Genomic DNA, 26991 nt, shown 5'->3' on the forward strand with positions numbered 1-26991 from the left:
CTGACGGACATCTCCCCCACACAGGGGGAGATTGGCAGCTTCAGCGTCGCCCGCCCCTTGCCACTCCCTCATCTGTGTTGTAGCCAACTTTCCTAACTCGAACGTCTGGAAAGGAGGGCTGCGTGTATTTCCGTCACCACCGTCAGCGCGGCCCTGTCTTTGCCCTGCGAGCTTGCTTGCAGGGCTGACCAGGACGGTCCGGGAATTTCCCCGCTTCGATTTTTGGTCTGCCCTTCGTGGTGCCGCTGAGTTTGGCCTGATGGCCTGCCGGCGCGCCGTCAAAGTGCATCAACCGGAGTTCCTCCGGGCAGACCAGAGATATCGATATGGCGTTAATCAGCCTCAAATCCCTCGGCGTCACCATGAGTGCGCCGCTCTTCTCCAAGCTTGACCTCACCATCGGCGCCGGCGACCGGCTGGGCATCGTCGCCGCCAACGGCCGTGGCAATTCCACCTTGCTCAAATGCCTGGCCGGCGAACTGGATGCCACGACCGGCGACATCACCCTGTCGCGCGACCTGCGCGTCGGCCATGTCGAGCAATCCGTCCCCGACGCGCTGCGCGATCGCAGCTTCCATCAGGTCGTTGCCGACGCCTTGCCGCCAGAGCAGCTCGACAGCGAGCTCTGGCGCGTCGACGTTGTTCTCGACTCGCTCGATGTGCCCGAAGAGATGCGCACCCGGCCGATGCGAGCCTTGAGCGGCGGCTGGCAGCGCCTGGCGCTGATCGCCCGCGTCTGGGTGACCGATCCGGACGTGCTTCTGCTCGACGAGCCGACCAACCATCTCGACCTCGCCAAGATCAGCCAGCTCGAAACCTGGCTCAACGCACTGCCGCGTGAAGTACCGGTGATCGTTGCCAGCCACGACCGCGCCTTCCTCGACGCCACCACGAACCGCACGCTGTTCCTGCGCCCGGAAGAATCGCCGGTGTTCGCGCTGCCGTACTCGCGCGCCAAGCAGGCGCTCGATGAGGTCGACGCCGCGACGGCGCGCAGGTTCGAGCGCGACATGAAGGTCGCGCAGCAATTGCGCAGGCAGGCCGGCAAGCTCAACAATATCGGCGTCAACTCCGGCAGCGACCTGCTGACGGTGAAGACCAGGCAGCTCAAGGAGCGTGCGGAAAAGCTGGAGGACGCGGCGGTGCCCGCGCATCGCGAGCGCTCGGCCGGCGCGATCAGGCTGGCCAACCGCGGCACCCATGCCAAGGTGCTGATCACGCTCGACGACGCGGCGGTCGAAACGCCCGACGGAACGCTGCTGTTCAGGACTGGCAAGCGCCATATCTGCCAGGGCGACCGCATCGTGCTGCTCGGCCGCAACGGCGTCGGCAAGTCGCGCTTCATTTCGATGATCCGCACCGCCATCGTCGAGCCCGGGACGGTAGAGAACGTCAAGGTGACGCCGTCGACCGTGCTCGGGCACAGCGACCAGGCGCTCTCGGGCATCAGCGGCGACGATACGCCGTTGGCGATGGTGTCACGCCGCTTCGAGGTCGCGGAACAGCGGGCGCGTTCGCTGCTTGCCGGYGCCGGCGTTGCCATCGAGATGCAGGAGAAAAGGATCGGCGCGCTCTCCGGCGGACAGAAGGCGCGGCTGATGATGCTGGCGCTCAGACTCGCCAATCCCAACTTCTACCTGCTCGACGAGCCGACCAACCATCTCGACATCGAAGGCCAGGAGGCGCTGGAGGACGAGTTGTTGAAGCATCAAGCAAGCTGCCTGCTCGCCTCGCACGACCGCTCCTTCATCCGCGCGATCGGCAACCGTTTCTGGCTGGTCGAGAAACGCCGCTTGACAGAAATCGACGGTCCGGAAGCGTTCTTCCGCTCGGTGGCCGAAACGGAGCGTTGAGAGCACTGCAGAGGCGGTCCTTTACAGGCCCGCTGTCTGGACGCGAAAAWATTGCGGCGATCTGTCGGGTCGCCGCAGCACCTCCCGTCCTTGGGATGCCGACGATGATGCCGGCATCAACCAGGGAGAGTTCATCATGTCGATACTGTCATCCATCGGCCGCATCGCCACGCAATACGCGGCGGCGCGCGATCGCTACCGCAGCGAGCGCATCCTGCTTTCGCTGCCGGCCGAACTGCGCAAGGACATCGGCTTTCCGGAAATACTCGACACGCGGAACGGCCGCCGCACGRCCACCTTCTCGAGCAAGCTCATTTGAAAATGGCCAGCCGATCACGGCGACTGTTATCGATCGCCGCCTGTTGCCCGGGGCTTTCCGGGTCTGGCGCTCTAAAAAATTCTGCGACCGTGTAGGATTGCCGTCGCCTCGTCCGTCTTTTTGATCGCAAGGGCAAATCAACCCCGTGAAGAGGAACACGCAAATGACCGACCAGACCCCACCCCGGGCCAAAGTGCTTGGCGGACTGACCCCCTACCTGCAGGTCGACGGCGCCATCAAGGCCGCCGAATTCTACAAGAAGGCTTTCGGGGCCGAGGAGGTCTTTGCCTACCCGCCGGACGACAAAGGCCGCACCATGCATATCCATCTCTATGTCAATGGCTCGACGCTGATGCTGGGCGACGCCTATCCCGAGCACGGCCATCCGCATCAACCGGCGCAGGGCTACACGCTGCAGCTCCATCTCGGCAGCGACGACGTCGACGCCTGGTGGCAGCGCGCGGTGGATGCCGGCTGCGAGGTCGTCACGCCGCTGCAGGTGATGTTCTGGGGCGACCGCTGGGGCCAGGTGAAGGACCCGTTCGGCGTCGCCTGGGCGATGAACGCGCCGGTGAAGTGAATTCGCTAGCGAGCAGCGTCGTCCGACGGATGACGCGCTCACCCGCGCCGGGTCGTATCCCCGCCGACCCGGCGCTCGTTTTTCAGCAAAGGAGTTCACGATGTCTTATGTCGATGGTTTCGTGCTTGCCGTGCCAAAGGCAAATCTCGATGCATATAAGAAAATGGCTGAGAACGGCGGCGCCGTCTGGATGGAGCATGGCGCGCTCGCCTATGTCGAATGCGTCGGCGACGACGTGCCCTATGGCGAGCTGACCTCGTTCCCGCGCGCCGTCCAGGCGAAGGACGATGAGGTCGTTATCTTCTCCTGGGTCGTCTACGAGTCGAGGCAGAGCCGCGACGCGGTCATGGCCAAGGTGATGGCCGATGAGCGTCTCAAGATGGACTGGTCCGYCATGCCGTTCGACGGCAAGCGCATGATCTTCGGCGGCTTCCAGCCGTTCATCCAGCTTTGAGGAGCTGGCGCAGGGTTGGCAGATTGCTACCTTTGCGATTGGCCGAAACGCACGTTAGGTCGTCATCCTGTGGCGGAGCAAGGAGCGAAGCGACGCGGCGCAGACCATAGGATCGATGCCGTTACCTGAAGGCGCCACTGCGGTGCAGAACAACCTCTGTTCTGCGCCGTGTTTGCTCTTCGCGCGAGGTTACGGCATGGATCCTCGGGTCTGCGCGTCCGCTTCGCTACCGCTCCGCCCGTGGATGACGAGGTTCGGGCGCTTCGGCGAATTGGTGACCGGTGCGCTAATTCAGCTTGTCGAGCAGCGGCTTCAGCCGGTCCCCATAACGCTTCCACAGATCGACCGAGCCTTGATACATCGGCTGGCGCACCTGCGCGGCGGATGCCGTGCGCACCGGCCGATCGGATTCATGGAACGACAGCACCTTGTCGTCCCAGGGCAGGCCGAGATGCGCCATCAGCGCCCTYGTCTGCCCTTCCTGGTCGGCGACGAAATCTTCGTAGTGCACATCGTGCACGACGCCCGGCAGCACCTTGCGCCAATGCGCCATGATGTCCGTATAGAGATTATGGAAATCGGCGAGCTCGCCGAGATCATAGCCATAGCGGTGGCTGTCGCCGCGGAAATGCACCTTGAAGATCGAGAGGCACGTGGCTGCCGCGTCGCGCGCGCAATGCACGATTTTCGCCTTCGGCAGCATCATGTGCAGAAAGCCGACCAGAAGGAAGTTGCCCGGCATCTTGTCGGTGACATGGCGGAAGCCCGGATAGCGGGCGTGCAGCATGTCGAGATAGGCCTGCCCCGCCTCGGCAAWGGCCTTGTCCGGCATGTCGGCAATTCCCCAGGGAAAGCCGCCCGGCATGCTCATGGGAAACTRCTTGCCGACCGCCGTCTTCAGGATGCTGAGCTCACCGGCGCCGTAGACTTGAGGATGGCTGGCGATGATCTGCTCGACCAGCGTCGTGCCGGAACGCGGCATGCCGACGACGAAGATCGGCGTATCGTCGGAAATGTCGCTCGGCCTGTGCCTCTCGAAGAAGGCCTTGTCGAAGACCGCCTTCATCGCAGCGAACTCGTCACGCGTCCTGGCGGGATCGTAGTCGATGCCCTTGCGGCGGATGGCATTGCCCTCGGCAAAATAGTCGAAGGCGCGGCCATAGTCCTTCAGATCGTCATTGGCCTTACCGAGGCCGAAGGAAAGCTGCATGCGCGCGAGGCTGTCCTGCGGCGCCTTGGCGTGCTCGGCCTCCATGCCGGYAAACTCGCCATCGCGCTCGGTCTGGCGCTTGACCTGCGACAGCAAAAGCCAGGCCTTCGCCATGGCAGGAGCGATCGCCACCGCCTGGCGCGCGAGATCGGCCGCCTCGGCGAGCTTGCCCTTCTCCATCATGGCGACACCGAGCCCATAGAGCAGTTCCGCATCCTTGGGCCGGATCGACAGCGACTCGCGGAAAAGCGCAATCGCCTCGTCCAGCCGCCCAGCTTCCTGCAGCGTTTCGGCAAGGCCGATGCGGGCGCGGACATGGAACGGGTTGCGGCCGATCGTGCCGCGGTAGATCTCCTCGGCGCCCTCGAACTGGCCGAGCTGCTTCAGCGACGAGCCGAGATTGTCGCGCGCTGCCAATTGGTCCGGCCGGATGTCCACCGCGCCGCGGAAGAAATCGACGGCGGCGGCGACGCGGCCGAGGTCGCGCATGACCGTGCCCATATTGTTGAGGAAATCGGCGTTCCTCGGCTGCAGCGTCACCGACTGCTCAATGAGGTCGAGCCCCTCATCGCTGCGGCCGGTCTGATGTAGCAGAAGCCCGAGGAAGTGYAGTGCCGCGGCATGGTTCGGCTGCTGCGCCAGCACCTGCTGGTAGATGGACTCGGCTTCCTGGCGGCGCCCCGCCTGATGCAGTTGCAGTGCCCGCTGCACATAGGGATCGAGCGGGCTCGCCGAACCGGCCTTGCCACTCGCGCCCGCCGCTCTTCTCTGATCTCTGTTAATGGGAAACCTGCCGTGTTTGTCCGCTTGCCCGACCTAAGCCAAGCGGGCGGGAGATGCAAGCGTGGGGCGGAACGCGAGGCTTGCCTCGTTCAGCACGGCCGTTGGCGAAACGATTGCCGCAAGAATTCGCTTGGCCCCTTCTGACCACCGAGACTGGTCAGCTCACGCATCCTCGCCATGCCGGCATCAGAGGCAACCCTGGTTTGTGTATTGTTTCGGCGGCAACGACAAAGCGCCTTGTCACTGGCCCATGCCTGACACTTCGCTGGCCGATGACCGGTGGCGATGCGAAGTCTATCGAGTGCCCCTGCGTCGGACGCGCCGAGGGCCGCCCGCGACGCTGTCTTGCAACCATCACGTTTCCGTGTAATAAATTTGCTGTTCGGGCATTTGCGACCCGGAGAGCGGCACGTTTTGGACGACCCTTCCCCGATAGTGTGAATATCTGACGGCCCCGTTTTTCGGCGGGGGCTTTGACCGTGCGCGAATGCATGACAGCCGAAGAAAACACCGGGACGAGCCCGAGGCGCCAGGCAGCGGGCAAGCCCACGAGACTGATAGGGGTGAAGGAGTTTCCCCATGGCCCAGACCGGCACCGTAAAGTTCTTCAACGCCACCAAAGGCTTCGGCTTCATCACGCCCGACGGCGGCGCCAAGGATGTGTTTGTCCACATCTCCGCGATCGAGGCCTCCGGCCTGCGCACGCTCGTCGATGGCCAGAAGGTCACCTTCGACGTCGAGCCGGACCGTATGGGCAAAGGCCCGAAGGCGGYCAATCTCCGCGCGGCTTGAGCAGGCGGAGCGCACCTGTCCTCTGCTGTCGAATGGCGTGGCAGGATTTCATGAATAGGCTTCTAGTGAAGCTTCAGTTTTCGAGGGCGCGACGGAACGGTTGCGCCCTTTTTTGTCCGGCAAATGGCGGCATTGGCAGGCGAAACTTTCTCTTGCCGATAACGCTAAAATAAAGGACAAATTTCCTCTCGGGCAGTTTGCCGGCCCGAGACTGACTTGATGGGATCAAAGGAGTTTCCCATGCCGCAGACCGGCACCGTCAAATTCTTCAACCATGCCAAGGGCTTCGGCTTCATCACGCCCGACGATGGCGCGAAGGATGTCTTCGTCCATATTTCGGCCGTGCAGGCGTCGGGCCTTCCCGGTCTTGAGGATGGGCAGAAAGTGACATTCGACACCGAGCCGGACAAGCGCGGCAAGGGGCCGAAGGCCGTCAATCTGATAGTCGGCTAAGCCGGCTCAGTCAGATCGGGCGGAGATCGAGCAGGCGGGGAGCGCTCCCGCCCAGTGCAGGGCTTCGTTTTGGCAATGAAATCGTAGAGTCGGATTCCGTTCAGCCTCCGTTCAGCCACGGTCTTCTATTAACCTTTGCTAAAGCCGATCCGCATCCCTGAAGAACACGCGGGCCGGCGCGAAGGAGACCGAAAATGAACCGAATTCTCAAGACCGCCATCCTGACCGCGGGCATTGCCGCGACGACTTTGGCCACCTTCTCCGCGGCCAATGCCGACGACTGGCGCTGGCGCCATCATCACCGCGGCGACGCCCTCGCCGCCGGCGTTGTCGGCCTCGCTGCAGGCGCCCTGATCGGCAGTGCGCTCAGCAACCCCGGGCCGACGTATTACGAGCCAACCTATGACGACGGCTATTATGTCGACCCGCCCGTGCGCCGCTATTACGTCCAGCCTCGGGTCGTCTATGCCGATCGCTATGCCGAGCCGTGGACCCGCGCCTGGTACGAGTACTGCTCGGACCGCTACCGCACCTTCAACTACCGCACCGGCACTTTCATTGGCAGTGACGGCGAGCAGCATTTCTGCGTCGCCAACTAAAAGAACTTAGGCTTCCCTGCCCAGGCAAACGCGCCGCTGATCAGCGGCGCGTTTGCTTTGGTATGACTGCTGGCGCCGAGCTTGTGTTGAGATTCTTGATGCATGTCGCCCAAACGTGCGCAGCGGTTTTGGGGGAACGACAGGCATCAAAACACTTTAGTGCGCTTCGCTTGAAGTCTTTCCAGCGCGGCGCGCTTCAGACCAGGAACGGGTTCGTCCGGCGTTCTTCGCCGAAGCGGCCGCCGGGACCGTGGCCGCAGATGAAGCCGATATCGTCGCCGAGCGGCAGCAGCTTGTCCTTGATCGATGCGATAAGCGCGGCGTGATCGCCGCCCGGCAGATCCGTGCGGCCGATCGAGCCGCGAAACAGCACGTCGCCGACATGGGCGAACTTGGCAGCGCGGTTGTAGTAGACGACATGGCCCGGCGCGTGCCCCGGACAATGCAGCACCTCGAACACRTGCTCTCCGAACGACACCGAGTCGCCTTCGCGGAGGAAACGATCCGGCACGCAATTTCGCACCGGATCGGCAAGGCCGAAACGCCTGGCCTGGTTCTCGACATTGGCAAGCAGCGGCCGATCGGCCTCGTGCGGGCCAATGATATCGACACCCAGCGCATCCTTCAGATCCATCGCGCCGCCGGCATGGTCGATATKGCCGTGGGTGATCCAGATTGCCTCCGTCGTGATCGCATTGTCCTTGAGCGCCGCCAGTATCTTGTCGACATCRCCGCCGGGATCGACGACGACGCCGTTCCTGTCATTCATGTCGAACAGGATGGCKCAGTTCTGCTGGAAGGGCGTGACTGGCACGATGYCGGCATTGAGCTGACCCATGGTTTTCCTTTCGAAGTGTCGCCCTGATGTAGAGAGCATGGCCGACCGCGTCCACCGTCAGCCGGAGCAAATGGAGCACGAAAATGAAATGGGCGGCCGTAGCCGCCCATGGGACGCCCGAAATATTTGCTGAGCCTATTTTTTCATCGCGTTCATGACCGCGCCGATGATGCCGGTCAGGATGGCGCCACCGCCTACGCCGCCCGCGAGGTTAGGCAGGTTGAACGCACTTCCCATGCCGCCGGCCGCTGCCGCCGCTGCCGCGGGATCGAGCGTGCCGCCGCCGAGCAGGCTACCCAGAATGGCAGCGCCGCCAACGCCGCCGATTGCGCCTCCAAGGATTTTGGTCAGCTGGCCCATTGCTGCCTGCTTCAGCGCCGCGCCGACTGCCTGACCACCGATAACACCCGCAATCACTTGTACAATGATAGCAACGAGCGTGTTCGTATCCATGTACCTTGTCCCTCTATAGCCGCCAGCCTCCTCGGGCCGACGCCAATCATGAGACGCCGAATTGTTCGAAAGTCAAATGCGCGGGCGCTCAAATAAAAAGGGCGGCTCGAAAACCGCCCCCTATTGGACAAAAAAGCTGTGACTATCGTTATTCTGCGGCAATGGCGTGCTTTGGTTGCACTGCAGCAGAATAGTCGTTCATCAAAGTCTTGGCGATCTCGCCGACCTCGAATCGGTAAGGACCGATCTCCGAAACCGGCGTGACTTCGGCCGCCGTGYCGGTAAGGAAGCACTGCTCGAAGCCTTCGAGCTCTTCCGGCATGATGGCGCGCTCGACCACCTCGAAACCACGGTCCTTGGCCAAGCCGATCACCGTGCGGCGGGTGATGCCGTCGAGGAAGCAGTCGGGCGTCGGCGTATGGATCTTGCCGTCCTTGACGAAGAAGATATTGGYGCCGGTGGCTTCCGCCACCTGGCCGCGCCAGTCGAGCATCATGGCGTCTGCGTAGCCCTTGGCCTCAGCGGCATGCTTGGACAGGGTGCAGATCATGTAGAGGCCGGCGGCCTTCGACTTGGACGGCTCGGTGCGCGGGTCGGGCCGGCRCCATTCAGCGATGTCGAGACGGATGCCCTTCAGCTTCTGCGCCGGATCGAAATAGCTCGGCCACTGCCAGATGGCGATGGCGCAGTTGATGCGGTTGTTCTGCGCCGAGACGCCCATCTGCTCGCTGCCGCGCCAGGCGATCGGGCGCACATAGGCGTCCTGGAAACCCTGCTTCTTCAGGAGCTCGCGGCAGGCGTCGTCGATCTCCGCGACCGAATAGGGAATCTTGAAGCCCAAGAGGCGCGCCGATTCGTGCAGGCGCTCATTGTGCTCGGTCAGCTTGAAGATCTGGCCGCCATAGGCGCGCTCGCCCTCGAAGACGGCACTGGCATAGTGAAGGCCGTGGGTCAGCACGTGGATCTTGGCGTCGCCCCATTTGACGAACTCGCCGTTCATCCAGATGAAGCCGTCCAGTTGATCGAAGGGAACGGATGCCATGGGAACCTCCCGCGGGTGCTAGCYCCGCAAATCGTTATGTCATATGGCCTTTCATTTCGGCCCCCGCCACAGGGGGGTCCGAAACGCCGGCCGGTGCTTGAAAGCGTAGGCGGATATTCAATCCCTGGCAAACTCAGGAAGTTCCGGAAAAACCGCTCCCACTTGCCTTTTCGTTCGCAATCCGCCGAAAAGCTTGTCAAAAATTACCATTGCCGGGAAATTACGTCAACAGTGCTGACATAATCTCCCCGCCTCGCATGGAGAAACGATGACGGATCGAAACACCGCAGCCGGGAAACCGATCAGGACGGCGATCACCGATGAGGACGGCATCGACTTTGCCATCATCGAGTTGTTTTTCTTCGCTTATCGCGACTTCACCTCCGATCCCGACCAGATCCTAGCCGATTACGGCTTCGGCCGCGCCCATCATCGCGTGCTGCATTTCGTCAACCGCAGGCCCGGCCTGACGGTCGCCGAGCTGCTCGACGTGCTGAAGATCACCAAGCAGAGCCTGGCGCGGGTGCTGAAACAGCTGATCGACACCGACCATATCGTCCAGTTGCAAGGCCCGCGCGACCGCCGCCAGCGCGAACTCTATCCAACGGCCAAGGGTCGCGCGTTGGCGTTGGCGCTGGCACGGCCACAGTCGCGCCGCATCCGTGCTGCATTGGAAGACTCCGGAACCACCGACCGCGCCTCGATTGAAAGATTCCTCGAGGCGATGGTCAATCCGGAACTAAGAGCGCAGATCGACATTGTGCCTGCGCAAACATYGGGGAAGAAGAATGGAGACCACTGAGAAGGTTGATCATCCGGCGGCRCCCGACGATGATGCGCCGCATCTGCTGGTGGTCGATGACGACACCCGCATCCGCAATCTGCTCAAGCAGTACCTGTCCGAAAACGGCTTTCGCGTCACTGTCGCCGGCAATTCCGGCGAGGCCCGGCGCAAGCTTGCGGGGCTCGACTTCGACCTGCTCGTGCTCGACGTCATGATGCCCGGCGAAACCGGCGTCGACCTCACCAAGGCGCTGCGGGCCGAGAAGAACGTGCCGATCCTGATGCTGACGGCGCTGTCGGAAACCGACAGCCGCATCACCGGGCTGGAGGCCGGCGCCGACGACTATCTGCCGAAGCCCTTCGACCCGCGTGAGCTGATCCTGCGCATCAACAACATCTTGCGCCGCGGCGGGCCGGCGGCAACGCCCAAGGTCGAGCAGCTCGTCTTCGGCCCCTACACGTTCCAGATCGCCAAGCGCGAATTGAAGCGTGGCGGCGAGGCGCTGAAGCTGACCGACCGTGAGCAGGAGATCCTGGCAATCTTCGCGGCGCGCGCTGGCGAAACCATACCGCGGCACGAACTTGTCGGCGACGAGTCGGATGTCGGCGAGCGTACGATCGATGTCCAGATCAACCGGCTGCGCCGCAAGATCGAGCGCGATCCGTCCAATCCGGTATGGCTGCAGACCGTTCGCGGTATTGGGTATCGGCTCAGCGTGGAATAACATGCTCTCGACGGTCTTTTGCTGAACGGYCGTCGACGAGCGGAAGGGCGAATGGCGACCACGCAACTGGAAAAGCCAAACGGCGGCCTCGGCGATCTCGCGATGCGGACGCTGAAGGCGATGCCGCGCGCCTGGAACCGGTTCTGGCGCACAGTGGCCCTCTACATGCCGAAGCGGCTTTATGCGCGCTCCCTCATCATCGTCATCGCGCCGATGATCCTGTTGCAGTCGGTCGTCGCCTTCGTCTTCATGGAGCGCCACTGGCAGACGGTAACCCAGCGCCTTTCGCAGGCGACCATTGCCGACATCGCTGCCATCATCGACATGATGGAGACCTATCCGCACGACGCCGACTACGCCAACATCATCCGCATCGCCCAGGACCGCATGCAGTTGAAAGTGGATCTTCTGCCGCCCGATCCCCTGCCGCCCCCCGGGCCGAAGCCGTTCTTCTCCATCCTCGACACGGCGCTGTCGTCGGAGATCACCAGACAGATCAACCGTCCCTTCTGGATCGACACTGTCGGCAACTCCAATATCGTCGAGGTCCGCGTCCAGCTCGAAGGCAAGGTCTTGCGGGTCTTCGTGCGCCGCAGCCAGGCCTATGCCTCGAACACCCATATTTTCCTGATCTGGATGGTCGGCACCTCGCTGGTGCTTTTGATGATCGCCATTCCCTTCCTGCGCAACCAGATCCGGCCGATCCTGACGCTGGCCGAGGCCGCCGAGAGCTTTGGCAAGGGCCGGCCGATGCCGCGCGATTTTCGTCCGCGCGGCGCGGAGGAAGTTCGCCGCGCCGGCTTTGCCTTCATCCAGATGCGCGAGCGCATCGAGCGTCAGATCGAACAGCGCACCGCCATGCTGACYGGCGTCAGCCATGACCTGAGGACCATCCTCACCCGCTTCAAGCTGCAGCTGGCGCTAGCCGGCGGCAAATCCGAGACCAAGGCCGCGCTCAACCAGGACATCGACGACATGCAGTCGATGCTGGAAGGCTATCTCTCCTTCGCCCGCGGCGAAGCCGCTGAAGACACAGGCCGCTTCGATCTCGATGCCTATTTCCAGAAGCTCGGCGAGGAAGCGCGACTGCGCAAATGCAAGCTGTCGACCGCGCTGACCGGCGATCCAACCGTCCATGTGCGGCCGAACGCCTTTGCCAGGCTGATGTCCAACGTCATCGGTAACGCCTTCCGCTATGCCAAGACGGTCGAGGTCCATGCCGACCATGGCGGCGGCTCGCTGACCGTGACCATCGATGACGACGGTCCGGGCATCGCGCCCAACAAGCGCGAGGAGGTGTTCAAGCCGTTCCTGCGCCTCGACGAGGCGCGCAACCTCGATGCCACCGGTACCGGCCTCGGCCTGTCGATCGCCCGCGACATCGCCCGCAGCCACGGCGGCGACATCAGCCTCGAAGACAGCCCGCTCGGCGGCCTGCGCGCCGTGATTCAGGTTCCTGCCTAGAAATCGGGAGAGGACGGGGTTCATGCGCCCGTCATGAAACCATGGTCAAGAGCGCGCATGAAGCGCGCGACCTTTATCGATTCGGCCCTGCCGCCCCGCTTCGATCCAGTGCCTGCCCGGGTGCGCTGGAGCGAAGCGCGAGCTGCTGCCTGGACGCCGTTCCGCCACTGCGCGGGCGCGCTCGCGAACCTCGCCCAAGGATCGCCATGCGCATCCTGATGGTCACCGATGCATGGCGGCCGCAGGTCAACGGTGTGGTCCACACGCTGGAGCGGCTTACCGAGACCTTGAAATCCTTCGACGTCCACGTCGATTTCCTGACGCCGAACATCTTCCGCACCTTGCCGTTGCCGACCTATCCGGACATCCGCCTGGCGTTGACCACCCCCCGCCATGTCGCCCGGCTGATCGATGCTCGCAAAGCCGACCATATCCACATCGTCACCGAAGGCCCACTGGGCATCATGGCGCGCCGCTATTGCCGCAAGGCCGGCCGTCCCTTCACCACCAGCTATCACACGCGCTTTCCGGAATATCTCAGCGCCCGCCTGCCGGTACCCGAGATCTGGGCCTACAACTGGCTGCGCGACTTCCACAATTCCGGCCAGGGCACGCTTGTCGCCACCCAGTCACTGGCGGACGACCTCGCCGCGCGCGGCTTCAACAAGCTGCGGCCCTGGACGCGCGGCGTCGACATCGATCATTTCCGGCCGGAAAAGCGCAAGGACACGAGCTTCCCGCGCCCTGTCTTCCTATGCGTCGGCCGCGTCGCGATCGAAAAGAACCTGACCGCCTTCCTCGATCTCGACCTTCCCGGCAGCAAGGTGGTCGTCGGCGAGGGGCCGGAGTTGGCAAAGCTCCGGGCCCGCTACCCCAGCGCGCATTTCCTCGGCCATCGCCCGAACGACGAACTGGCGGAAATCTACGCATCGGCCGACGTCTTCGTCTTCCCGAGCCGCACCGATACCTTCGGCAACGTCATCATCGAGGCATTGGCCAGCGGCACGCCGGTGGCAGCCTATCCGGTTACGGGGCCGATCGACATCGTCGGCGACGGCGTCGGCGGGGCGGTTTCCGAGAATCTGGGCGAGGCCGCGCTCAAGGCGCTTCACATCGACCGCGCGGAGGCGCGCCAGCGCGCCATGCGCTACAGTTGGAAGGCCTGCGCAGAAATGTTCCTCGACGTGGTCGAGGAAGCGCTGGGCAGGACGCAAGCTGCAGGCTTGGCACCTGCATTCGTCATCCACGGGCGAAGCGGCGGCGAAGCCGGCGCGCAGACCTGAGGATCCATGCCGTGACCTGTATTCATTCGCTGCGGCCGAGAATATGCACCATCGAGGCGGCGGCGGAGCGACCATGCTCAATGGAACAGGCAAGGAGCTAGGCGCCGTTCTGGGCCGTCAGCAATCTTCGGCCGACGTAACGGCATGGATCCTCGGGTCTGCGCGTCCGCTTCACTCCCGCTCCGCCCGTGGATGACGAAAAGCTAAAAGAGACGCCCGCCGTCCGGCACCTTGCGCTCGATGGCGCCGAGCACCACGGCGCCTTCCTCATCCGGAAAGCCGAGCGTCAGTACTTCCGACATGAAGGGACCGATCTGGCGCGGCGGGAAGTTCACCACCGCGAAGACCTGCCGCCCAATCAGCGTTTCCGGCGCATAGTATTTGGTGATCTGCGCCGACGATTTCTTCACCCCGATCACCGGGCCGAAATCGATCTTCAGCTTGATCGCCGGCTTGCGCGCCTCCGGGAACGGCTCGGCCTCGACGATCGTACCGGCACGGATGTCGACACGGTCGAAATCGGCGAAGCTGATCTCGGGCTTGCGCTCGCTACTGGAACTCATCGATGATGTCGGCTTCGTTCAGGCGGTTCCATGGGTCTCAAAGAGCACGCTGGACAGCGCGTCCTTTGCTGACGTACCCGACCAGACGACGAACTGGAAGGCCTGGAAATAGCATTCGCAGGCTTCGAGCGCCGAAGACAGGAGYACCTCGACCTGCTGGCTCGACGGCTCGACCCCGCCGGCAAGCAACAGCGACTGGCGGAACATGATCGCGCCCTCCTGCTCCCACAGGTCGAAATGGCCGAACAACATCTGTTCGTTGATCAGCGACAGCAGCCGCATCACTTCGAGCGCCCGCGTTTCCGGCACCTTGATGTCGAACGCACAAGCCAGATGCAGCGCCTCGAAATCCTCCATCCAGGAGAATGAGACATGATAGTCGGTCCAGTTGCCGGTCACCGAAATCGAGATTTCGTCGTCGCCGGCGCGCTCGAAGGACCAATCGTTGTTGTGGGCCACCTGCTCGATAACATCCACCGGGTGGATTTCGCGGGATAATTCGAGTTCGAGGAGTTCCATGAATGCTTCCTGTCGTTCTGAGAGCGCCGCCACACGCTCCGCGAGAGATGGCACGCACAACGAACAATCTTGTCTAGAACTCGGACGGCCGGGGCTTTCCAAACGCAAAGACCCCAACCGGACCCCACCGCCCGGCGCATGACCCTGCTTCGAATCATGCAACAAATTCAGTCTATTGATCGGGAGTCGCCTGAACAGCCCAATTTTTCGCACTGCGTCATTCGCATGTGGAAAGGCGCTGTCAAAAAGATTCATGCAATGCCGGTAAGCGATTCACGGCAAAGCGATTTTTCGGATCGCGCTTTGTGGAAAAGTTTACGATTATTTTTTTGATCTGGGCTTCGCCGCACCCGCCGGCGCGGTCTGTCCGGTCAATTCGGCGAGCTTCGCCTCGAGCGCTTCGACGCGCACCGCAAGCTGGATGTTGTCTTCCCGCGCCTTGACGGCCATCTCGCGCGCGGCCTCGAACTCCTCGCGCTGCACCACATCCATGGAGTTGAGCAGGCGCTCGGCCTGGCTGCGGAAAGCTGTCTCCATCTCGCGCCGCACGCCCTGGGCGGCGCCCGCGGCGTCCGTCATCAGCTTGGCGAATTCGTCGAGAATGCGGTTCGTTCCGGTGGACATGGCAAATCCTCGCTTGCTCATTTTGACGTAGTGGCGAGAGCTGCGGATTGCAAGCGCATCCAATGCGGACATAGCGCCCTACTGGTCCATCAATCCAATAACTATTATTATGAGGTGGAACTCAAGGAGCACATCATGGCTATAAGCGCAGATTTGGGCCATCGGCTGGAAGATGTCGTGAACCGGCTCGTCAATTCCGGCCGCTACAATTCAAAAAGCGAAGTGCTGCGCGAAGGCGTTCGCCTTGTCGAAGAACGAGAGAAGCGCCTTGCCGCCCTTGACGCTGCACTCGCGAAAGGTATGGCCGATGCCGACGAGGGACGAATAAAGCCAGCCGAGGATGTGCTTGATCGTCTGGAAGCCAAATACAAGGCAATGGCTAAGAGGAACGGGTGAGCCGGCTTGTCTTTGCCGCGCAGGCCGAGGCGGACCTTGAGGCTATCGCAGACCACATTGCCAGCGACAACCCGCTTCGGGCCGTGACCTTCATTCAGGAACTACGCAACGCTTGCATCGAACTGCGCACGATGCCGGAGCGTTGTCCTTTGATTCCTCRCCATCGATCTTCCGGGATTCGGCGCCGGGTCCACGGCAGCTATCTGATTTTCTTCCGCGCCAGCGCCGATACAGTTGAAATCCTGCACGTCCTGCACGGAGCGATGGACTACGAGCAGCTTCTATTTCCCGGGACCTGACAGGGCGAGGTCACTTGCCCGTGGCCCGCCGCTTTGCCTTGACCCCGCCAAAACCCTGCCGCATGGTCCGCGCCCGATAGACGACCGCAACCGGGAGATCCCGTTGAGCGAATATTTCCTGCTGCCGCTGGCCTCCCTGCCCTTCCCCAACATCGATCCGGTGATCTTCCATATCGGACCGCTGGCGGTGCATTGGTATGGCGTCGGCTATATCATCGGCATTCTCTTTGCCTGGTGGTACGGCAGGCGGCTTGTCACCACCCCCCGCCTGTGGCCGGACGGCCATCTGCCGATGAAGCCCGAGGACCTCGACGATTTCATCGTCTGGGCAGCGATCGGCGTGGTGCTCGGCGGGCGAACCGGCTACGTGCTCTTCTACGACTTGCCGCGCTACATCGCGCATCCGCTCGACATCTTCGCCGTCTGGCAAGGCGGCATGTCGTTCCACGGCGGACTGCTCGGCGTTATCCTCGCCATGACCCTGTTTTCGCTCAAGCGCGGCATCCACACCTGGACGCTGTTCGACGTCGTCGCGGCAGGCGTGCCGGTCGGTCTCGGGCTGGTGCGCATCGCCAATTTCATCAATTCGGAGCTTTGGGGAAGGCCTACGAACGTGCCCTGGGCGATCGAATTCCCCAATGGCGGCCCATTTAACCGRCATCCCAGCCAGATCTACGAGGCGCTGCTCGAAGGCCTCGTGCTATTCCTGGTGCTGCGCTTCCTCACCCATTCGCGGCTGAAGCTAAAGACGCCCCRCTTCGTCGGCGGTGCCTTCATCTGCGGCTATGGCCTGTCAYGCATCTTCGTCGAATTCTTCCRCGAGCCGGACCAGCAGCTCGGCTACCTRCTCGGCACCAGTTGGCTGACCATGGGCATGATCTTGTCCTCGCCGATGGTGCTCGCCGGCATCTGGGCCATGGCCACCGCAAAGCCGGTGACGCATAAGCCAGCGACATGACCCGGCTGAAGGAGCGCATTATCGGCCTGATCGGCGCCGTCGGGCCGATCCCGGTCAGCGAATATATGGCGCTCTGCCTGTTCGACCCTGAAGACGGTTACTACACGACACGCGAGCCCTTCGGCGCCGCCGGCGATTTCGTGACCGCGCCGGAGATCAGCCAGATGTTCGGCGAGCTTGTCGCCGTCTGGCTTTACCAGGCCTGGCAGGGCGCCGGCCGGCCCCTCCCCGTGACCTTCGYCGAAATCGGTCCCGGGCGCGGCACATTGATGAAGGACATGCTGCGCAGTTGGTCGCGGCTCGATCCGRCACTCGCCGCCGGCGCTTCCTTTGCCATGATCGAGACCAGCCCGCGCCTGACGGAAGTCCAGAAAGAGACATTTGCCGGCCAGAGCGCAAGCCTGACCTGGCACCAGAGCATCGACACGCTGCCGAAACAGCCGCTCTTCATCGTCGGCAACGAGTTGTTCGACGCGGTGCCGATCCGCCAGTTCGTCCATGTCGGCACCGGCTGGCGCGAGCGCATGGTCGGCCTCGACGACGCTGACAATCTCCATTTCTTCGCCGGCGCGGGTTCCGTCGACCCGGCGCTGCTACCGGCCGGCGCGGCAGATGYGCCGCAAGGCGCGATTGCCGAGGTCGCGCCGGCCCGCGCGGCGCTGATGTCGGCGATCGCCGAGCGCATCGCCGGCCACGGCGGCGCCGGGCTCTTCATCGACTATGGCCATCTTCAGCCTGGCATCGGCGACACATTGCAGGCCTTGCGCAGGCACGTTCACGAAGATGTGCTGGCCAATCCCGGCGAGGCCGATCTCACCGCCCATGTCGACTTCGCGGCCCTGGCCGCTAGCGCGCGGACGCACGGCCTCGAAGCGGAACTGACCACGCAAGGCGAGTTCCTGGTCGGCATGGGCCTGATAGAGCGCGCCGGCGCACTCGGCGCCAAGGCCGATGACGACGCGCGGCAGGCTATCTCCGACGCGGTCGAGCGCCTCGCCGGCCCCGATCAAATGGGCAAGCTCTTCAAGGTGATGAAGATCACGCCGGCGGCGAAATCGGGCTGACATCGGCCGGCAACCCGTGCAAGCTGGCCAGGCAAGCCGAACGTCGCCCACTCGCCCGAACATCACCTTGACGAAATCGCCCACGCGGACAACAAACCCATCCATGCTAAGTCAGACCAAACCCGATCCAGTACGCTCACCTCTCCTGGAGAAGGCACAAGGCATACGCCACGGCTATTTCACCCGCATCGGCGGCGTCTCCGGTGGCATCTACCAGGGTCTCAACATCGGCACCGGCTCCAATGACGATCAGAGGCTGGTGGCCGAGAACCGACGCCGCGTCGCCGACTGGATGGGCGTCCCGGCGGATCATCTGCTGACCGCGCATCAGGTCCATTCCCCCGATGTCGTCATCGCCAGGGAGCCTTTTTCAAACCCTCGCCCCAAGGCCGATGCCATCGTCACCGACCGGCCGGGCATCGCCGTCGGCGCCTCGACGGCCGATTGYGGCCCGGTGCTGTTCGCCGACGCCGAGGCCCGCGTCATCGGCGCGGCACATGCCGGCTGGAAAGGCGCCTTCACCGGCGTGCTCGAAAACACCATTGCCGCGATGGAAGGTCTCGGCGCCCGCCGGGAGCGCATCGTCGCGGTGCTCGGCCCCTCCATCGGTCCCGACAATTACGAGGTCGGACCGGAATTCGTCGCTCGCTTCGTCCAGGCCGACGCCGACAATCAACGCTATTTCAGGCCGTCGGTGAATTCTGGCCACTCGATGTTCGACCTCAACCAATATACGGTCGACCGGCTGCGGGGCGCCGGCGTGACCGCCGAGGGGCTCGGCCGCTGCACCTACGCGGAAGAAGATCTTTTCTATTCCTACCGGCGCACCACCCACCGCAAGGAAGGGGATTACGGACGCCAGGTTTCGGCAATCGTTCTGGAGAAAGAATAATGGCGCTGCATTTCGACCGTTCGGAATTCGACGCGCGGCGCGATCGGCTGCTGATCGAGATGGCCGAGAAGAAGCTCGACGCCGTGCTGCTGTTCGCGCAGGAGAGCATGTATTGGCTGACCGGCTACGACACCTTCGGCTTCTGCTTCTTCCAGTGCCTGGTGGTGAAGGCCGACGGCTCGATGGTGCTGCTCACCCGCTCGGCCGATTTGAGACAGGCGCGCCATACCTCTATCATCGAAAACATCGTGCTGTGGACGGATCGCGACGGCTCCAATCCGGCGATCGACCTGCGCAACCTGCTCAACGACCTCGACTTGCTCGGCGCCCGCATCGGCGTTGAATACGACACGCATGGCCTGACCGCCTTCAATGGCCGCCGCGTGGATGAGCAGTTRCAGACCTTCGGGCAGATCGCCGATGCTTCCGGAATCGTTGGCCGCCTGCGCCTTTTCAAGAGCCCGGCCGAGATCACCAAGGCGGAGAGAGCTGCAAGCCTCTCCGACGATGCGCTCGATGCCGCGCTGCCGCTGATCAAGCAGGGCGGCGACGAGGCGCTGATCCTTGCCGCCATGCAAGGGGCGATCTTTGCCGGCGGCGGCGACTATCCCGCCAACGAGTTCATCATCGGCTCGGGCACCGATGCCCTGCTGTGCCGCTACAAGGCCGGACGCCGCAAGCTTACCAAGAACGACCAGCTGACGCTTGAATGGGCGGGCGTCTTCCATCACTACCACGCCCCGATGATGCGTACCGTGCTGACCGGCAAGGTCTCGAAGCGCCATCAGGAATTGTTCGACGCTGCGCGTGCGGCCCTGCTTGCGGTCGAGAAGGCGATGACGCCCGGCAACACCTTCGGCGACGTCTTCGATGCGCATGCCCGCACGCTCGAGGCGCACAACCTGACCAAGCACCGGCTGAATGCCTGCGGCTACTCGGTTGGCGCCCGCTTCACGCCGTCCTGGATGGACATGCCGATGTTCTACCAGGGCAATCCGGAGCCGATCGCCCCCAACATGACACTATTCGCCCACATGATCATCATGGATTCCGAAACCGAGACCGCGATGACGCTAGGCCGCACATACCTTACAACGGAATCGGCGCCGAAGCCGCTGTCCCGCCATGATCTCGACTTGATCGTACAGTGAATCCATGATGGTTGGTTCACGCGGGGCGTTCGCGACCAGGGAGTTTTCGGGCAAATGAGACGATCGCAGGTGACGACCGTGTCATTGCTTGCGGCGCTGGCGCTCACCGCCTGCACCAATGCCAAGGACGTGCTGGAGCCTTCGGCGATCACCCCGCCGGCAACTTCGGCGCAGTCCGCTACCCAGAGCACATCCGCCGGCGCATCTCCGACCACGACCGCGCCGGCGGCTTCGACGCCCGCCACGCCGRCCCAGACCGCCGCCATCGCCAAAACCCGGCTGCAGGTGGCGCCGATTGTCGGCGCCTCGGTGGAGGCCGCCGCGCCACTGACGGCCGAACTGCAGGCGCGCGCCAAGCAGYGCGGCGTAACGCTTGTCGGCAGTGCGGACCAGACGGCGACGCATGTGTTGAAGGGCTATTTCTCGACCATGTCCGAAGGCRAGGACACCACCGTCATTTACGTCTGGGACATCTACGACACGTCGGGCAACCGCCTGCATCGCATCAATGGCCAGCAGAAGGCGCCTTCCGTCGGCAGCGGCGAGGGCTGGCCGACTGTGGCGCCCGCGACCATGCAAGCGATCGCCGATCAGACGATCGACCAGTTCACCGCTTGGCTCGGCAGTGGCGGCGCCGGCTAATCGGCCCGCGATGCCCAGACCTTTGTTGYGCCTTGGCGAAGGATTCCCGATTACGAGGCTTRCAATACCGGCGCGGGCCGCTAAAAGCCCGCATAAAAGGCTCATGAGAGTCTGTTCTGTCTCTCCATACTTCACCAGGAACGGTGCATGAAGCTTTTCGCGGGCAATTCCAACAGGGTGCTGGCCGAAGCGGTCGCTCGCTATCTCAACATCCCGCTGKGGAAGGCCAGTGTCCGGCGCTTCGCCGATCAGGAGATCTTCGTCGAGATCCAGGAAAACGTGCGCGGCGAGGATGTCTTCATCCTGCAGTCGACCTCCTATCCGACCAACGATCACCTGATGGAACTTCTCATCATGATCGACGCCTTCATGCGCTCCTCGGCCCGGCGCATCACGGCGGTCATCCCCTATTTYGGCTACGCCAGGCAGGACCGCCGCGCCTCCGGCYGCACGCCGATCTCGGCCAAGCTCGTCGCCAATATGATCACCCGCGCCGGCGCCGACCGCGTGCTGACGCTCGACCTGCATGCCGGCCAGATCCAGGGCTTCTTCGACATCCCGACCGACAATCTGTTCTCGGTGCCGGTAATGGCCCGCGACGTGAAAGCGAAATACAAGCAGCTCGGCAATGTCGTCRTCGTCTCGCCCGACATCGGCGGCGTGGTGCGGGCGCGCGCGCTGGCCAAGCGCTTCGACGCGCAACTCGCCATCGTCGACAAGCGCCGCGAGCGCCCGGGCGAATCCGAAGTGATGAACATCATCGGTGCCGTCGCCGGCAAGGATTGCCTGCTTATCGACGATATCGTCGATTCCGGCGGCACGCTCTGCAACGCGGCGGAAGCTCTGCTCAACAACGGCGCGACCAGCGTTACCGCCTACATCACCCATGGCGTTCTCTCGGGCGGCGCCGTGACCCGCATCGTCGGCTCCAAGCTGCAGGAGCTGGTGATCACCGATTCCATCCAGCCGAGCCAGGCCGTGCTCGACGCGCCCAACATCCGCGTCATTTCCATCGCCGATCTGCTGGGCGAAGCGATCTCGCGCACRGCGACCGAGGAATCGGTCTCCAGCCTCTTCGACTAAACAGGCGCGGTCTCGGCACGAGCTGGACCGCCTGACCGCTTTGTCCCCTCGCCCGCCTCGCGCGCGCCGCGCATATAGCCGCGCGGCGAGGTTCCGAGCATGCGCTTGAACATGGTGATGAAGGCCGGCACGCTGTCATAGCCGAGATCGAGCGCCACCCTGGTGATCGGCTCGCCGTCGGCCAGCCTCGGTAGCGCCGCGAACAGGCAGGCCTGCTGGCGCCAGGTCGAGAGCGACAGCCCGGTCTGGCGATGGAAGGCGCGGGTAAACGAGCGCCGRCTCATGCCCGCAGCATTCGCCCATTCGTCGATCGTCGCATGCGGCGAGGGCGCCGCCACGAAGCGCCGGCAGAGCGCCGCCAGTTTCGGATCTGACGGAAACGGCAGGCCGAGCGGCCGCTCCGGCAGGTTCGGGATCTCATGCAGCAAGAGCCCCATGATCAGCCCGGCGCGCCCTTCGAGTTCGCCACCCTGCGGCAGCTTCTCCGATTCCACGATCAGGCTGTGCATCAGCTCGGTGATTCCGACGACGCGCAATCCGTCCGGCAGTCCGGGAATGGCATCCGGCACCACATAGACCGAGCGCATGCTGACATCGCCAAGCATCTCGACGGAGTGCTCGATACCGGCCGGTATCCACATCGCATGATCCGGCGGCACCATCCAGCGACCATGCTTGGTCGTCACCAGCACGACGCCRACCAGCGCATGTAGCAACTGGCTGCGGTTGTGACGATGCCGCGGCACGTGATAGCCGTCGGGATATTCGGTCGGCAGCGCCACCGCCGGGCCGACCGCCTGTTCCAGCCATTGCCAGCGGCTCTCGTGCAGCCGGCCAAGCTCGGCTGCATCGCCCCTGAATATTTCCCGGCCATGYGGCATCGGAAGTGGCCCACTTGCGAAACTATTGGACCAAACCACGAAAGAAGTCGCCTGACAAGCATCCTATAAGGCTGCTGCGGTTCGCCGCTCAAAAGACCACGGAGCATTGCCTTGACCGATACGACTGCCGCCTCCGTCGCCGCTCCGGTGACGGCAGGCCACACMTCGGCGCAAGCGACGGCCTTCACCGTCATCCTTGCGGTGAGCCTCTGCCACTGCATCAATGACATCATGCAGTCGCTGCTGGCGGCCATCTATCCGCTGCTCAAGGACAATTACGGTCTCGAATTCTGGCAGATCGGCCTTTTGACCTTCACCTTCCAGGTGACGGCCTCGCTGCTGCAGCCGGTGATCGGCATGGTCACCGACAAGCGGCCGATGCCCTATTCGCTGCCGTACGGCATGGCCTCGTCGCTGATCGGGCTCGTCGTGCTCGCCTATGCCGGCCACTACTGGCTGCTGCTCATCGGCGCCTCGCTGATCGGCATAGGCTCGGCCGTCTTCCATCCGGAATCCTCGCGCATTGCCCGCTTTGCCTCCGGCGGCCGCTTCGGCCTGGCGCAGTCGCTTTTCCAGGTCGGGGGCAATTTCGGCCAGGCGATGGGGCCGCTGCTCGCCGCTTTCATCGTCGTGCCTTTCGGCCAGACCAGCATCTCCTGGTTCACTGTCGGCTCGCTGATCGGCATCATCGTTCTGTGGCAGGTCGGCGGCTGGTACAGCCGGCTGCGCGCCTCGATGGCCACCCGCAAGCAGGCAAGCCACGTCTCGCCCTTCCCGCGCAAGAAGGTGATGGGTGCGTTGGCAGTGCTGACGCTGCTGGTGCTGACCAAGAACGCCTATATCGCCTCGCTCTCCAGCTACTACACCTTCTACGCCATCCATAAGTTCGGCGTTTCGGTGCAGACCTCGCAGGTGATGCTGTTCCTGTTCCTCGGCGCCTCGGCGCTGGGCATCCTGCTCGGCGGCCCGTTCGGCGACCGCTACGGACAGAAGGCGATGATCTGGTTCTCCATCGTCGGCGTGCTGCCGTTCACCCTGACGCTCCCCTACGCCAATCTGGWATGGACGATGGTGCTCACCGTGCTGATCGGCCTCATCCTGTCGTCGGCCTTCTCCAACATCGTCGTCTTCGCCCAGGAGCTGGTTCCCGGCCGCGTCGGCATGATCGCCGGCATCTTCTTCGGCTTCGCCTTCGGCATGGGCGGCATCGCCGCCGCCGTGCTCGGCGTCATCGCCGACATGAAGGGCATCGATTTCGTCTACCGGATCTGCTCGTACCTGCCCTTCCTCGGCCTACTGACGGTGTTCCTGCCGAACATGAAGCAAGTCCGGAAGGCATAACCGCGGCGCGATTCAATTGGCGCGGGCCTTCGGCTTGCGCCAGCTGCTGCCTTCCGCTATAGAGCCGCCACCCGCGTAGACACCCTTGGAGGCAACGCGGAGGAAGGCCGGCCAGGCCTGCATGATCCCCAAAACGCATTTTGGACAGATTGTGCAAGGCCGTGACGGCTTTCGACGTTTGCGGCCGGGCCACGCCCGCCGCGAGCGCTCCACAACACGCGAAAGGAAAAGCCATGAGCCACGAGGCTTACGAGCTCAAGGCCGAAGCGCGCGAACAGGTCGGTAAGGGGTCCGCCCGTGCAGTTCGCCGCAACGGTAAAGTGCCTGCAGTTATTTACGGCGACAAGCAGCCCCCCCTGGCGATCGCCCTGAACTACAAGGACATCTTTTACAAGATCCACGGCGGCGGGTTCCTGACCACGATCGCCACGATCGATGTCGACGGCAAGAAGATCCAGGTCCTGCCGAAGGACTTCCAGCTCGATCCGGTCAAGGACTTCCCGGTCCATGTCGACTTCCTGCGCATCGGCAAGGACACCGAGGTCAATGTCGACGTGCCCGTCCACTTCATCAATGAAGAGAAGTCRCCCGGCATCAAGCGCGGCGGCGTGCTCAACATCGTTCGCCACGAAGTCGAGTTCCACTGCCCGRCCAATGCGATCCCGGAATTCATCACCGTCGATCTCGCCGGCACCGAAATCGGCGACTCGATCCACATCTCGGCGGTTACGCTGCCGGCCGGCGTCAAGCCGGTGATCTCCGATCGCGACTTCACTATCGCGACCATCGCCGGCTCCGCGGCGATGAAGCCGGAGGCGGAGGAGACTGCCGAAGCGGAGGCGCCTGAGGCTGAGGCCGCTGAGGCCGAAGAGAAGTAACTTTCTGCCTGGAGTCGACGATGCTTGTGTTTGCAGGCCTCGGCAATCCGGGCGCGAAATATCAGAACAACCGGCACAATGTCGGCTTCATGGCGGCGGACGCTATTGCCCGCCGCCATTCCTTTTCGCCCTGGTCGAAGAAGTTCCAGGGGTTGGTCTCGGAAGGCACGCTCGGCGGCGAGAAGACCCTTTTGATCAAGCCGCAGACCTTCATGAACCTGTCTGGACAATCGGTCGGTGAGGCGCTCCGCTTCTACAAGCTCGACGCAGCCGCCCTCACTGTCTTCTATGACGAGATCGACCTTGCCGCCGGCAAGGTCCGGGTAAAAGTCGGCGGCGGTTCGGGCGGCCACAACGGCATCCGTTCGCTCGATCAGCACGTCGGCAACGCCTATCGCCGCGTGCGCATCGGCGTCGGCCATCCCGGCGTCAAGGAAATGGTGCACGGCCATGTGCTCGGTGACTTTGCCAAGGCCGACCGCGAGTGGCTCGACGTCTTGCTCGACGCGATCGCCGATGACGCCGGGCTGCTGGCCAAGGGCGACGACTCCTCCTTCATGAACCGCATCACGCTCACTCTGCGCGACAAGCTCGTGCCGACCGGCGATGACGACCGGCCGCCGCCCAAGGCGCCCAAACAACAGAGCCATATCCGCCAGGCGCGCCCGCAAAAGCCGGCGACCAAGCCCCCCGCGACCGGCCCGATGGCTGCGATGTTGAAGAAGCTGTTCGGCAAGGACTGAAGCATGCCGCCCAAAAGTGCCCAGCGGTTTTGGGAGAACGACATGCATCAAAACAGGACCTAAAGTGCGTCGCCTGACTCCTTTTCAACGCGACGCGCTTAAGCCTCCGTCACGATCAGGGCATGGGGCTTGACGATCGTCCGCGCTTTCGCCCATAGCCCTCAGCAAATCTCGAATTCCCGATAGGACCGGAAAAAATGGGTTTCAAATGTGGCATCGTTGGCTTGCCCAACGTCGGCAAGTCGACGCTGTTCAATGCGTTGACAAGGACGGCGGCCGCGCAGGCCGCCAACTATCCCTTCTGCACCATCGAGCCGAACACCGGCGAGGTGGCAGTGYCGGATCCGCGCCTGCAGAAGATCGCGGCGATCGGCAAATCGAAGGAGATCATCCCGACCCGCATCTCCTTTGTCGACATCGCCGGCCTGGTGCGCGGCGCCTCCAAGGGCGAAGGGCTGGGCAACCAATTCCTCGCCAACATCCGCGAGGTCGACGCGATCGTTCACGTGCTGCGCTGCTTCGAGGATGATGACATCGCGCATGTCGAAGGCCGCATCGATCCGGTCGCCGACGCCGAGACTGTCGAGACCGAACTGATGCTCGCCGATCTCGAAAGCCTCGAACGACGGATCATCCAGGTCCGCAAGCGCGCCGCCGGCAAGGACAAGGAAGCAATGACCGTGCTGCCGATGATGGAGGCGGCGCTGGAGTYGCTGCAGGCCGGCAGGCCGACCCGCTTCCTGCTCAACGGCATCGCTGGGGAGGATCTGCGCATCCTGCAGGGGCTCAACCTGCTCACCTCGCACCCGGTGCTTTATGTCTGCAACGTCGCCGAGGCCGATGCCGCCACCGGCAACGAGCACACCAGGGCGGTCGAGCAGATGGCGGCGGCGCAAGGCGCCCGCACCGTGGTGATCTCAGCCGCGATCGAGGCGGAGGTCGCCCAGTTGTCCGACGAGGAGGAAATGGAGTTCCTCGCCACCCTCGGCCTCGACGAGCCCGGCCTCAACAAGGTGATCCGCGCCGGCTACGAACTGCTGCAGCTCATCACCTATTTCACCGTCGGGCCGAAGGAGACGCGCGCCTGGACGGTGCACAAGGGCGCCAAGGCGCCACAGGYGGCCGGCGTCATCCATACCGATTTCGAGCRGGGCTTCATCCGCGCCCAGACGATTTCCTACAACGACTTCGTCACGCTCGGCGGCGAGGTGGCCGCCAAGGAGGCCGGCAAGGCGCGCGACGAAGGCAAGGACTATGTCGTCCAGGACGGCGACATCATGCTGTTCAAGTTCAACACCTGACCGCCTGGCGCGAAATGTCCGGTGT

31 protein-coding genes are annotated in these 26991 nt (G+C 63.3%); 23 read left to right on the plus strand and 8 right to left on the minus strand.

All coding sequences use genetic code 11. From position 1 onward, the window contains the following. The first annotated feature begins 326 nt into the window (after window positions 1-326). From ORS3428_RS06120 to ORS3428_RS06135, 4 genes are all read left to right on the plus strand, one after another. Complete coding sequence (locus tag ORS3428_RS06120; RefSeq protein WP_071095516.1) at window positions 327-1853, plus strand: ABC-F family ATP-binding cassette domain-containing protein; 1527 nt, start codon at window positions 327-329, stop codon at window positions 1851-1853. Window positions 1854-1989: 136 nt separating this feature from the next. Further along, complete coding sequence (locus tag ORS3428_RS06125; protein WP_071095518.1) at window positions 1990-2172, plus strand: hypothetical protein; 183 nt, start codon at window positions 1990-1992, stop codon at window positions 2170-2172. A 163-nt stretch (window positions 2173-2335) separates the two neighbouring features. Continuing rightward, entirely contained in the window at window positions 2336-2752 is a 417-nt protein-coding gene (locus ORS3428_RS06130; protein WP_071095520.1) for a VOC family protein, read from the plus strand. Window positions 2753-2852: 100 nt separating this feature from the next. Continuing rightward, the gene (locus ORS3428_RS06135; RefSeq protein ID WP_071095521.1) at window positions 2853-3206 is read left to right on the plus strand and encodes a DUF1428 domain-containing protein; all 354 of its coding nucleotides are present in this window, start codon (window positions 2853-2855) and stop codon (window positions 3204-3206) included. Between the two features lie 286 nt (window positions 3207-3492). On the opposite strand, the gene ORS3428_RS06140 is transcribed toward ORS3428_RS06135, so the two are convergent. Then, the gene (locus ORS3428_RS06140; RefSeq protein ID WP_071095523.1) at window positions 3493-5127 is read right to left on the minus strand and encodes a tetratricopeptide repeat-containing sulfotransferase family protein; all 1635 of its coding nucleotides are present in this window, start codon (window positions 5125-5127) and stop codon (window positions 3493-3495) included. A gap of 651 nt (window positions 5128-5778) precedes the next feature. On the opposite strand from ORS3428_RS06140, the gene ORS3428_RS06145 reads away from it, so the two are divergent. The 3 genes from ORS3428_RS06145 (at window position 5779) to ORS3428_RS06155 (ending at window position 7043) form a co-directional block, all read left to right on the plus strand. Beyond that, window positions 5779-5991, plus strand: coding sequence for a cold-shock protein (locus ORS3428_RS06145; protein WP_071095525.1), 213 nt, complete (start codon window positions 5779-5781; stop codon window positions 5989-5991). Between the two features lie 240 nt (window positions 5992-6231). Beyond that, window positions 6232-6444, plus strand: a complete 213-nt coding sequence (locus tag ORS3428_RS06150; RefSeq protein ID WP_071095666.1) for a cold-shock protein — start codon at window positions 6232-6234, stop codon at window positions 6442-6444. Between the two features lie 194 nt (window positions 6445-6638). Beyond that, the gene (locus tag ORS3428_RS06155) at window positions 6639-7043 is read left to right on the plus strand and encodes a BA14K family protein (protein WP_071095527.1); all 405 of its coding nucleotides are present in this window, start codon (window positions 6639-6641) and stop codon (window positions 7041-7043) included. Between the two features lie 196 nt (window positions 7044-7239). Here the strand turns inward: ORS3428_RS06155 and ORS3428_RS06160 are convergent, their stop codons facing one another. From ORS3428_RS06160 to ORS3428_RS06170, 3 genes are all read right to left on the minus strand, one after another. After that, complete coding sequence (locus ORS3428_RS06160) at window positions 7240-7881, minus strand: MBL fold metallo-hydrolase (protein WP_071095529.1); 642 nt, start codon at window positions 7879-7881, stop codon at window positions 7240-7242. A gap of 135 nt (window positions 7882-8016) precedes the next feature. Further along, the gene (locus tag ORS3428_RS06165; RefSeq protein ID WP_071095531.1) at window positions 8017-8334 is read right to left on the minus strand and encodes a hypothetical protein; all 318 of its coding nucleotides are present in this window, start codon (window positions 8332-8334) and stop codon (window positions 8017-8019) included. Window positions 8335-8482: 148 nt separating this feature from the next. Then, window positions 8483-9376 (minus strand): branched-chain amino acid aminotransferase, encoded by an 894-nt coding sequence (locus tag ORS3428_RS06170; protein ID WP_071095533.1) that lies wholly within the window; start codon window positions 9374-9376, stop codon window positions 8483-8485. 268 nt (window positions 9377-9644) lie between these two features. On the opposite strand from ORS3428_RS06170, the gene ORS3428_RS06175 reads away from it, so the two are divergent. The 4 genes from ORS3428_RS06175 to ORS3428_RS06190 all read left to right on the plus strand — a co-directional run bounded on the left by ORS3428_RS06175 (window position 9645) and on the right by ORS3428_RS06190 (window position 13631). Beyond that, window positions 9645-10178, plus strand: a complete 534-nt coding sequence (locus ORS3428_RS06175) for a MarR family winged helix-turn-helix transcriptional regulator (RefSeq protein WP_071095535.1) — start codon at window positions 9645-9647, stop codon at window positions 10176-10178. Continuing rightward, window positions 10165-10884 carry a response regulator gene (locus ORS3428_RS06180; RefSeq protein WP_071095537.1) on the plus strand — a complete coding sequence of 240 codons (720 nt, stop codon included), beginning with the start codon at window positions 10165-10167 and terminating at the stop codon, window positions 10882-10884. The genes ORS3428_RS06175 and ORS3428_RS06180 overlap by 14 nt, the downstream gene beginning before the upstream one ends. 51 nt (window positions 10885-10935) lie before the next feature. Then, on the plus strand, window positions 10936-12348 hold the full coding sequence (locus tag ORS3428_RS06185; protein WP_108722986.1) for an ATP-binding protein: 1413 nt from the start codon (window positions 10936-10938) through the stop codon (window positions 12346-12348). 206 nt (window positions 12349-12554) lie between these two features. Beyond that, complete coding sequence (locus ORS3428_RS06190; RefSeq protein WP_071095539.1) at window positions 12555-13631, plus strand: glycosyltransferase family 4 protein; 1077 nt, start codon at window positions 12555-12557, stop codon at window positions 13629-13631. A 203-nt stretch (window positions 13632-13834) separates the two neighbouring features. On the opposite strand, the gene ORS3428_RS06195 is transcribed toward ORS3428_RS06190, so the two are convergent. The 3 genes from ORS3428_RS06195 to ORS3428_RS06205 all read right to left on the minus strand — a co-directional run bounded on the left by ORS3428_RS06195 (window position 13835) and on the right by ORS3428_RS06205 (window position 15337). Beyond that, window positions 13835-14194, minus strand: a complete 360-nt coding sequence (locus tag ORS3428_RS06195; RefSeq protein ID WP_071095541.1) for a tRNA-binding protein — start codon at window positions 14192-14194, stop codon at window positions 13835-13837. 18 nt (window positions 14195-14212) lie between these two features. Next, entirely contained in the window at window positions 14213-14713 is a 501-nt protein-coding gene (locus ORS3428_RS06200) for a YbjN domain-containing protein (protein ID WP_071095543.1), read from the minus strand. A gap of 321 nt (window positions 14714-15034) precedes the next feature. Continuing rightward, window positions 15035-15337, minus strand: a complete 303-nt coding sequence (locus ORS3428_RS06205) for an accessory factor UbiK family protein (RefSeq protein WP_071095545.1) — start codon at window positions 15335-15337, stop codon at window positions 15035-15037. A gap of 135 nt (window positions 15338-15472) precedes the next feature. Here ORS3428_RS06205 and ORS3428_RS06210 point away from each other — a divergent pair, with 135 nt between their 5' ends. The 8 genes from ORS3428_RS06210 (at window position 15473) to ORS3428_RS06245 (ending at window position 21822) form a co-directional block, all read left to right on the plus strand. After that, complete coding sequence (locus ORS3428_RS06210; protein ID WP_071095671.1) at window positions 15473-15733, plus strand: type II toxin-antitoxin system ParD family antitoxin; 261 nt, start codon at window positions 15473-15475, stop codon at window positions 15731-15733. After that, window positions 15730-16032 carry a type II toxin-antitoxin system RelE/ParE family toxin gene (locus ORS3428_RS06215; protein WP_071095547.1) on the plus strand — a complete coding sequence of 101 codons (303 nt, stop codon included), beginning with the start codon at window positions 15730-15732 and terminating at the stop codon, window positions 16030-16032. Before ORS3428_RS06210 ends, ORS3428_RS06215 begins: the two co-directional genes overlap by 4 nt. 103 nt (window positions 16033-16135) lie before the next feature. Next, window positions 16136-16990 (plus strand): prolipoprotein diacylglyceryl transferase, encoded by an 855-nt coding sequence (gene lgt / locus ORS3428_RS06220; protein ID WP_108722987.1) that lies wholly within the window; start codon window positions 16136-16138, stop codon window positions 16988-16990. Further along, window positions 16987-18054, plus strand: a complete 1068-nt coding sequence (locus ORS3428_RS06225; RefSeq protein WP_071095549.1) for a class I SAM-dependent methyltransferase — start codon at window positions 16987-16989, stop codon at window positions 18052-18054. Before lgt ends, ORS3428_RS06225 begins: the two co-directional genes overlap by 4 nt. A 103-nt stretch (window positions 18055-18157) precedes the next feature. After that, on the plus strand, window positions 18158-18946 hold the full coding sequence (pgeF, locus tag ORS3428_RS06230; RefSeq protein WP_071095552.1) for a peptidoglycan editing factor PgeF: 789 nt from the start codon (window positions 18158-18160) through the stop codon (window positions 18944-18946). Beyond that, window positions 18946-20097: a M24 family metallopeptidase gene (locus tag ORS3428_RS06235; protein WP_071095554.1), complete on the plus strand. Its 1152-nt coding sequence runs from the start codon at window positions 18946-18948 to the stop codon at window positions 20095-20097. The genes pgeF and ORS3428_RS06235 overlap by 1 nt, the downstream gene beginning before the upstream one ends. A 54-nt stretch (window positions 20098-20151) precedes the next feature. Beyond that, window positions 20152-20739: a hypothetical protein gene (locus tag ORS3428_RS06240; protein ID WP_071095556.1), complete on the plus strand. Its 588-nt coding sequence runs from the start codon at window positions 20152-20154 to the stop codon at window positions 20737-20739. A gap of 147 nt (window positions 20740-20886) precedes the next feature. Further along, the gene (locus ORS3428_RS06245; protein ID WP_071095557.1) at window positions 20887-21822 is read left to right on the plus strand and encodes a ribose-phosphate pyrophosphokinase; all 936 of its coding nucleotides are present in this window, start codon (window positions 20887-20889) and stop codon (window positions 21820-21822) included. Here ORS3428_RS06245 and ORS3428_RS06250 read toward each other — a convergent pair. After that, window positions 21819-22703: an AraC family transcriptional regulator gene (locus ORS3428_RS06250; RefSeq protein WP_071095559.1), complete on the minus strand. Its 885-nt coding sequence runs from the start codon at window positions 22701-22703 to the stop codon at window positions 21819-21821. The genes ORS3428_RS06245 and ORS3428_RS06250 overlap by 4 nt on opposite strands. A 111-nt stretch (window positions 22704-22814) precedes the next feature. Between ORS3428_RS06250 and ORS3428_RS06255 the strand changes: the two genes are divergently transcribed. From ORS3428_RS06255 to ychF, 4 genes are all read left to right on the plus strand, one after another. Next, window positions 22815-24044: an MFS transporter gene (locus tag ORS3428_RS06255; RefSeq protein ID WP_071095561.1), complete on the plus strand. Its 1230-nt coding sequence runs from the start codon at window positions 22815-22817 to the stop codon at window positions 24042-24044. A 233-nt stretch (window positions 24045-24277) separates the two neighbouring features. Beyond that, window positions 24278-24922, plus strand: a complete 645-nt coding sequence (locus ORS3428_RS06260) for a 50S ribosomal protein L25/general stress protein Ctc (protein ID WP_071095563.1) — start codon at window positions 24278-24280, stop codon at window positions 24920-24922. A gap of 20 nt (window positions 24923-24942) precedes the next feature. Further along, window positions 24943-25665: an aminoacyl-tRNA hydrolase gene (gene pth, locus ORS3428_RS06265; RefSeq protein ID WP_071095565.1), complete on the plus strand. Its 723-nt coding sequence runs from the start codon at window positions 24943-24945 to the stop codon at window positions 25663-25665. A gap of 197 nt (window positions 25666-25862) precedes the next feature. Then, window positions 25863-26966 carry a redox-regulated ATPase YchF gene (ychF, locus tag ORS3428_RS06270; RefSeq protein WP_071095567.1) on the plus strand — a complete coding sequence of 368 codons (1104 nt, stop codon included), beginning with the start codon at window positions 25863-25865 and terminating at the stop codon, window positions 26964-26966. Window positions 26967-26991: the final 25 nt, after the last annotated feature.

This window comes from Mesorhizobium sp. ORS 3428 (assembly GCF_001854785.1).
Classification (GTDB): Bacteria; Pseudomonadota; Alphaproteobacteria; order Rhizobiales; family Rhizobiaceae; genus Mesorhizobium.

Bases quoted from the DNA above. Each gene is read 5' to 3' on its own strand.
- ORS3428_RS06165 (WP_071095531.1), bottom strand. From the start codon at position 8,334: ATGGATACGAACACGCTCGTTGCTATCATTGTACAAGTGATTGCGGGT.
- ORS3428_RS06130 (WP_071095520.1), top strand. From the start codon at position 2,336: ATGACCGACCAGACCCCACCCCGGGCCAAAGTGCTTGGCGGACTGACC.
- pth (WP_071095565.1), top strand. From the start codon at position 24,943: ATGCTTGTGTTTGCAGGCCTCGGCAATCCGGGCGCGAAATATCAGAAC.
- ORS3428_RS06205 (WP_071095545.1), bottom strand. From the start codon at position 15,337: ATGTCCACCGGAACGAACCGCATTCTCGACGAATTCGCCAAGCTGATG.
- ORS3428_RS06210 (WP_071095671.1), top strand. From the start codon at position 15,473: ATGGCTATAAGCGCAGATTTGGGCCATCGGCTGGAAGATGTCGTGAAC.
- ORS3428_RS06195 (WP_071095541.1), bottom strand. From the start codon at position 14,194: ATGAGTTCCAGTAGCGAGCGCAAGCCCGAGATCAGCTTCGCCGATTTC.
- ORS3428_RS06155 (WP_071095527.1), top strand. From the start codon at position 6,639: ATGAACCGAATTCTCAAGACCGCCATCCTGACCGCGGGCATTGCCGCG.
- ORS3428_RS06190 (WP_071095539.1), top strand. From the start codon at position 12,555: ATGCGCATCCTGATGGTCACCGATGCATGGCGGCCGCAGGTCAACGGT.
- ORS3428_RS06150 (WP_071095666.1), top strand. From the start codon at position 6,232: ATGCCGCAGACCGGCACCGTCAAATTCTTCAACCATGCCAAGGGCTTC.